We start from the raw sequence: 6,367 nt of genomic DNA, 5'->3' as shown, positions 1-6,367 counted from the left end.
GTGCATCGCGCCCGACATTATGTACCGGCAGCGGACCGACTGAGGGCGCGAGCGCGCATTGTTCTGGAGACGAGCTTTACCTGGGGCGCGGCGCGATTCTGGCTACCGCGCTTTTTTTCGCGCCAAAAGCCGGAGGTGGTGATCGCCGTGATGCCACCGATGCAAATCGGGGTATGGCCCCTCCTGTATAACTGGGTCAGAGGCGTGCCGTGGGTGCTGCATGTCCAGGATTTGCAGCTCGATGCCGCGCTGCGCCTGGGTATGCTGCCGGGCGGCGTGCTGGGGCGGATGCTGTACCGTATAGAAACCTTTCTGTTACGCCATGCCACGCGGGTGTCCACCATTACCGAGGCGATGCGCCAACGCGTGATCGAGAAGGGCGCACCGCCGGAGCGCGCCTGGTTGTTTCCGAACTGGGCGGACATCGAAGCAGTGCGACCGGGTCCGCGTGAGAACGATTTTCGTAAAGAGTTCGACATTGACCCGGAGACGGTGCTGGTCCTCTATGCCGGAGGTATGGGGGAGAAGCAGGGGCTGGAGGTGGTGCTGGAGGCGGCGCGGCGGTGTGCCGACGAGCCGCGCTTGCAATTTCTGATGGTCGGCGCCGGCGGGGCGCAACCCCGGCTGGAACGGCAAGCTGCGGCGATGGGCCTGCAGAATCTGCGCTTCGTGCCAGTGCAGCCGGTGGAACGGCTAGCGGAGATGCTCGCTACGGGTGATATTCACTTGGTGGTGCAGCGACGGAACGCGGCGGATCTGGTCATGCCATCCAAACTCACCAATATCCTGGCCGCCGGCCGACCCTGCATAGCCACTGCGGACGGGGGTACCGCATTGGCGGAGGTCGTGGCAGGGCATGCGACGGGCTTGATTACGCCGCCCGATGATTCAGAGGCGCTGACAGATGCCATTTTGACCCTGGCGGCGGATCAGGCCTTGCGCGCTCAGTGCGGCGACCATGCCCGACAATACGCGGAGGCCCATCTCGACCGTGACACTATCTTGTCCCGCTTCGAGCAACAAACTTTGGCGCTGACCGCGCATCGGCAAGATATGACATGTCCAGAAAAGGGTTGAAAAATGACTAGGATGAATAAATGCGCCTTGATTACCGGCGTCACCGGCCAGGATGGTGCCTATCTGGCGGAGTTGCTGCTGAACAAAGGATACGAGGTGCACGGCATCAAGCGGCGGGCGTCTTCGTTCAACACGAGCCGCATCGACCATCTCTATCAGGACCCGCATACCGAGAACCGACGACTTATTCTGCATTACGGCGATCTGACCGATTCCACCAACCTGATCCGCATCATCCAGCAGGTGCAGCCGGATGAGATCTACAATCTCGGCGCGCAAAGTCATGTGGCGGTGTCGTTCGAGAGTCCGGAGTACACCGCCAACAGCGACGCCATGGGGACGCTACGGGTACTGGAAGCGATCCGTATCCTCGGGTTGCAAGCCAAAACCCGTTTCTATCAGGCTTCGACTTCGGAATTGTACGGCAAGGTGCAGCAGGTACCGCAGACGGAAGCCACGCCTTTTTATCCGCGCTCGCCTTACGCGGCGGCGAAGCTGTACGCCTATTGGATTACGGTGAATTACCGCGAGGCATACGGACTGTATGCCTGTAACGGTATTTTGTTTAATCACGAGTCGCCCATCCGCGGCGAGACCTTCGTGACGCGCAAAATCACCCGTGCGTTGGCCCGCATGTACGAGGGGCTGGAATCGTGCCTGTATCTCGGCAATCTGAGTGCGCTGCGTGATTGGGGGCATGCGCGCGATTATGTGGAGATGCAATGGCTGATGCTGCAGCAGGACGCACCGGAGGACTTCGTCATTGCCACCGGTGTGCAACATTCGGTGCGTGAGTTTGTGGATTGTGCGGCGGCGGAACTGGGCATGCGGCTGGCGTGGCAAGGCGAGGGCGTGGACGAGACGGCGGTGGTGGCGGAGGCGTCGAGTGGGTGCGCGGTAAAGCCGGGCGCGGAAGTTGTGCGCGTGGACCCGCGCTATTTCCGCCCGACGGAGGTGGAAACCCTGCTGGGCGACCCGACCAAAGCGCGGGACCGGCTGGGTTGGACGCCGCAAACTTCGTTTGCCGACCTGGTTCGTGAAATGGTGCACGCGGATCTGGAGACCGCGCGGCGCGATCGGCTGGTGAGGGACGCGGGCTATCGCGTTTATGACCATCATGAGTAAGACGGCAATGGCACGAGATGCCCGGATTTTTGTAGCCGGCCATCGCGGATTGGTCGGCGGGGCGATTGTGCGCCGTCTGCTGGCCGAGGGCTTTGATAATTTGCTGCTGACTTCGCACGCTGAGCTGGATTTGACCGACCAGGCGGCAGTGAATGCCTGGTTCGAGCGCGAACGGCCCGCGTTCGTGTTTCTCGCTGCGGCCAAAGTCGGCGGAATTTACGCCAATGATACCTATCCGGCCGATTTCATTCGCGACAATTTGCTGATCCAGAGTAACGTGATCGATGCGGCATTTCGTAACGGCGTGCGCAAATTATTGTTTCTGGGTTCTTCGTGTATTTATCCGAAAATGGCGCCGCAGCCAATCCGTGAGGATGACCTGCTGACCGGGCCGCTGGAGCCGACCAACGAATGGTACGCCGTGGCCAAGATCGCGGGAATCAAACTGTGCCAAGCGTATCGGCGACAGTACGGCTTTGATGCGATCAGTCTGATGCCGACCAATCTCTATGGGCCGGGTGATAACTTTGACTTGCAGACTTCACATGTATTACCGGCACTGATCCGTAAGTTCCATGAGGCCCAAACAGTGCAAGCGCCCGAGGTGGTGGTCTGGGGCAGCGGTACACCCCGGCGCGAGTTCCTGCATGTGGACGATCTGGCGGACGCGGCGACGTTTCTGATGCAGCATTACAGCGACGAGCATATCGTCAATGTGGGCGTGGGCGAGGATGTGCGCATTGCCGAACTGGCAGCGTTGGTGGCCGATGTCGTCGGGTACCGGGGCCGCATCGTCTATGATCGCAGCAAGCCAGATGGTACCCCGCGCAAGCTGCTGGATGTGACACGCTTGCATGATCTCGGGTGGCAGGCAAGGATTCCTTTGCGCGATGGCGTGGCCGCCACCTACCGTTGGTATGTGGATCAGTCGACGCGATAAATTCCCACCATGGAGGCTACTGAATGAACCCGCTGATCCCCGTCATTCTCTCCGGCGGCGCCGGCACGCGGCTCTGGCCCTTGTCGCGCCAGAGCCATCCCAAACCCTTCCTGCAATTGCCCGACGGCGAGACGCTGTTGCAAAAGACCCTGCAAAGGGCGCTGGCGCTGCCGGACGTGACCCGTTTCATCACCGTCACCAACCGGGAGTATTACTTCCAGACCCGTGATATCTATGCGCAGGTGGCGGCCGCCGGACAGCGAGAGGCCTTTTTCCTGCTGGAACCAGTGGGCCGTAACACGGCCCCGGCCATCGCCGCCGCCGCCTTGCAGGCAGAAGCCCTGGTCGGGCCGGAAGCCACCCTGCTGGTGCTTCCCGCCGATCATCTGGTGCAGGATCAGGCCGCCTTTGCCGCCGCCGTCGCGCGGGCGCAGCGCCTGGCCGAGGAGGGGTATCAGGTGACTTTCGGCATCACCCCCGCATGGCCGGAAACCGGATATGGCTACATCGAGGGTGGCGAAGCCCTGACCAGGGATGGCGAAACGCTGGGGTTCGCCGTGTGCCGCTTTGTCGAAAAGCCCGATGCCGCCACCGCCGCCACATTCCTGGCCCAGGGTGGTTACACTTGGAACAGCGGGATGTTTTGTCTGCGCGCGGATGCGTTCTTGTCCGCCCTGGCGCGCTATCAGCCGCAACTCGATAAGGACATCCGCGCCGCATGGGCCGAAGGGCGCTGCGAGACGGATTTCCGGGAACTGGCGCCAGCCTTCGCGCAGGTGACGGATATCTCCGTGGACTATGCCGTCATGGAACACGCCGACCGGGTGGCGGTGGTACCGGGCGATTTCGGCTGGAGCGACATCGGTTCGTGGACGTCTTTCGGCGCTTTGCTCGCCGAGGACGGCAGCGGCAACCAGGTGCTGGGGGAGAGCGTCCTGGAGGATGCGCAGAACTGCATCGTCCATAGTACGGACCGTCTGACCGCCTTGCTGGGTGTGGAGGAACTGATCGTGGTGGATACCCCCGATGCGCTCCTCATCGCCCGCAAGGACCGCGATCAGGACGTGAAACGGATCGTGGCTGAACTCAAGCGGCGCGGCCACCAGGCCCACAAGCTGCACCGCACCGTCCACCGCCCCTGGGGTACTTACACGGTGCTGGAGGAAGGCACCCGCTTCAAGATCAAACGCATCCTGGTCAAGCCGGGCGCGGCCCTGTCTTTGCAGATGCACCACCACCGCAGCGAGCACTGGATCGTGGTGTCGGGCACCGCCAAAATCGTCAACGGTGGCGAGGATCGTCTGGTCCACACCAACGAGTCCACCTACATCCCCGCCGGCACCCCCCACCGCCTCCTCAACCCCGGCGTGATCGACTTGGTCATGATCGAGGTGCAGAGCGGAGAATATCTGGGCGAGGATGATATCGTGCGCTTCGATGACCGCTACGGGCGGGTTGTTTCGTAATATGAAGGGAGCAAGGCGGGGCCCAACGTGCAGTTGCTGGGCTCGGAATTCACAGCCTTCGTGGATCGGGAGTGGGCGGCGTTTCGCCGTCAAATACGTTGCGGTCGGGCAGAAGACGACCTATAGTGATTGTTGAATTCATCAACAATGGTGTTTTAAAATGGCTACGGTCAATTTCAGCGTTCCCGATGAGGTAAAAGTGGCCTTTAATGCGACCTTTTGCAAGGAAAACAAAAGTGCCATCATCGCTGCTTTAATGCGGGAGGCAGTGGATCGTGCGCAGCGTAAGGCTCGCGCACGGCAAGCCGCTACCCGCATTTTGGAGCGTCGCGAGTCGGCGCCGATAGTGAGTACGGCCGAGTGCCGGGAAGCGAGAGAAAGTGGCCGCCCGTGAACTGGGTCATTGATGCCAGTGTCGCACTGAAGTGGTTTTTGCGTTTTCGGGCTGATGAAGACCACGTCCCTCAGGCCATAGCCTTATTGGAGCAAACGCTGTCAGGTGTTGCGGAAAGCGTCCAACCGCCGCATTTTTATGCGGAAATGGCCGCAGTGCTGGCGCGTGAAAAACCCGATACTGCCGAGGAGGATATGGAAGATCTGTTGCGGCTGGATTTCCGGGTGGCTGAAGGGCCGGAACTGTATACGCTGGCCATCGACCTTTCCCGGCGATACGGGCATCATCTTTTCGATACCCTGTATCACGCGCTGGCTCTGCTTCTTCCCGAAGCTGTGCTGGTAACCGCCGACCGGCGGTATTTTGATAGGGCGCAAAAAGAGGGGTGCATTATTTTATTAGAGGATTTTTTGCGGAAATGATAAGAGCATGAAACTCTTGCTCACCGGCGCCAACGGCTTTGTCGGTCGGTATGCGCAGGCGGCACTGCCTTGCGTGCCCTTGCCCGTCGCGCAGGTGACGGATATCTCCGTGGACTATGCGTCATGGAACACGCCGACCGGGTGGCGGTGGTACCGCGCGATTTCGGCTGGTTATGACCTCCGTTCAGCCTGAGGGTTTAGAGAAGAATCCGCTCGTCTCCGTGGTGCTGATAGCGTACAAACGGCCAGAGTATCTAAAGATCACCATAACCTTCATCCTCGGGCAGACACTGGGTGACTTTGAACTAATTGTCGCGGACAACTCCAACTCGCCAGAGAGCGCCCGGATGTGCAGGGCGTTTGATGACCCCCGGATTCACTATATTGGCCGTGAGCCGTCCCTCAGCATGGTGTCGAACGCCAGAAGCGGCATGAAGTTGGCGAAGGGTAAATATATTGCGAATATTCATGATGACGATGTATTAGATGCGCACTTCCTGGAAACCCTCATCCATCCCATGGAGCAGGATGAAAAAGTCGGGCTCGTATTCTGTGATCACAGAATTATCGATGCAGATGGTGTGGAAGATGTGGCCATATCAGACCAAAATTCGAAGAGATACGGTAGGGCAGGTTTAGCTGAGGGGGTGCTCACGCATCGGGCAGATGCTCTTTTCGATCAGGCAATACCAACACCCTCCGGACGCGTATTCCGGGCGGGCTCCATAGACCTTGACGAAGTATATGAGCGTGTAGGCCTCGCATACGACCTGTGGATGTCTTTTCTGCACTGCAAGTCAGCATTTGAGTGCTATTACATTCCGACTAGATTGATGTCATACCGGGTACATGCGGGCTCCGCGACGTCATTCGGGAGCTTCAAAAATGGTAACTGTTCACCACCCCGTGCTTCACGCGTCGTTTTGATGTAAAATGCTACGAG

At 59.7% G+C, this 6,367-nt stretch carries 8 protein-coding genes; all 8 read left to right on the top strand.

What is annotated here, in order from left to right; translation table 11 throughout:
- A partial coding sequence (locus tag Q0C48_RS07090; protein WP_291522884.1) for a WcaI family glycosyltransferase occupies positions 1–1,077 on the top strand: 1,077 nt, incomplete at its 5' end.
- A gap of 3 nt (positions 1,078–1,080) precedes the next feature.
- Complete coding sequence (gene gmd, locus Q0C48_RS07085) at positions 1,081–2,202, top strand: GDP-mannose 4,6-dehydratase (RefSeq protein WP_366937030.1); 1,122 nt, start codon at positions 1,081–1,083, stop codon at positions 2,200–2,202.
- Entirely contained in the window at positions 2,186–3,142 is a 957-nt protein-coding gene (locus tag Q0C48_RS07080) for a GDP-L-fucose synthase (protein WP_291522882.1), read from the top strand. Before gmd ends, Q0C48_RS07080 begins: the two co-directional genes overlap by 17 nt.
- A gap of 23 nt (positions 3,143–3,165) precedes the next feature.
- The gene (locus Q0C48_RS07075; protein ID WP_291522880.1) at positions 3,166–4,608 is read left to right on the top strand and encodes a mannose-1-phosphate guanylyltransferase/mannose-6-phosphate isomerase; all 1,443 of its coding nucleotides are present in this window, start codon (positions 3,166–3,168) and stop codon (positions 4,606–4,608) included.
- Positions 4,609–4,768: 160 nt separating this feature from the next.
- On the top strand, positions 4,769–5,002 hold the full coding sequence (locus Q0C48_RS07070; protein WP_291509684.1) for a hypothetical protein: 234 nt from the start codon (positions 4,769–4,771) through the stop codon (positions 5,000–5,002).
- Positions 4,999–5,424, top strand: coding sequence for a type II toxin-antitoxin system VapC family toxin (locus tag Q0C48_RS07065; RefSeq protein WP_291522878.1), 426 nt, complete (start codon positions 4,999–5,001; stop codon positions 5,422–5,424). The genes Q0C48_RS07070 and Q0C48_RS07065 overlap by 4 nt, the downstream gene beginning before the upstream one ends.
- A 7-nt stretch (positions 5,425–5,431) precedes the next feature.
- Positions 5,432–5,617 (top strand): hypothetical protein, encoded by a 186-nt coding sequence (locus Q0C48_RS07060; protein ID WP_291522876.1) that lies wholly within the window; start codon positions 5,432–5,434, stop codon positions 5,615–5,617.
- Complete coding sequence (locus Q0C48_RS07055; RefSeq protein ID WP_291522874.1) at positions 5,598–6,356, top strand: glycosyltransferase family A protein; 759 nt, start codon at positions 5,598–5,600, stop codon at positions 6,354–6,356. The genes Q0C48_RS07060 and Q0C48_RS07055 overlap by 20 nt, the downstream gene beginning before the upstream one ends.
- Positions 6,357–6,367 lie beyond the last annotated feature (11 nt).

The organism is Acidithiobacillus sp. (assembly GCF_023255755.1).
Lineage (GTDB): Bacteria > Pseudomonadota > Gammaproteobacteria > Acidithiobacillales > Acidithiobacillaceae > Acidithiobacillus.
This window is presented reverse-complemented; position numbering and strand designations above follow the sequence as displayed.